This is a genomic window from Virgibacillus sp. 7505, assembly GCF_002272135.1.
Lineage (GTDB): Bacteria > Bacillota > Bacilli > Bacillales > Amphibacillaceae > Terribacillus.
The window spans coordinates 1-218 of the sequence record NZ_NPBF01000423.1; the positions used below are offsets into that span (position 1 = coordinate 1).

The 218-nt window shown below is 43.1% G+C and carries 1 pseudogene; it reads right to left on the reverse strand.

The features are described from left to right. Positions 1 to 218: pseudogene (locus CHH91_RS21055) on the reverse strand (spore coat putative kinase YutH); the annotation flags it as partial.

Consider the following 218-nt stretch of genomic DNA (forward strand, 5'->3'; position numbering starts at 1 on the left):
GACAATGTGGCCCCGTTCAGACATATAAAGCCAACTCGTCTCTCCAAAACGACGATGGCAAATCGTTGGTTCGTCATGCAGCTCCTTTTTAACATCTAATTGAGTATCAACAGCAAATTGAATCGCATTTTCCGTCATTCCCATAAAATAAGGGTATGTGCAGAGAAATGCTTCATCGGTTGTCGTCTGAGGTCCTTGATTAACGATCACTTGGTACC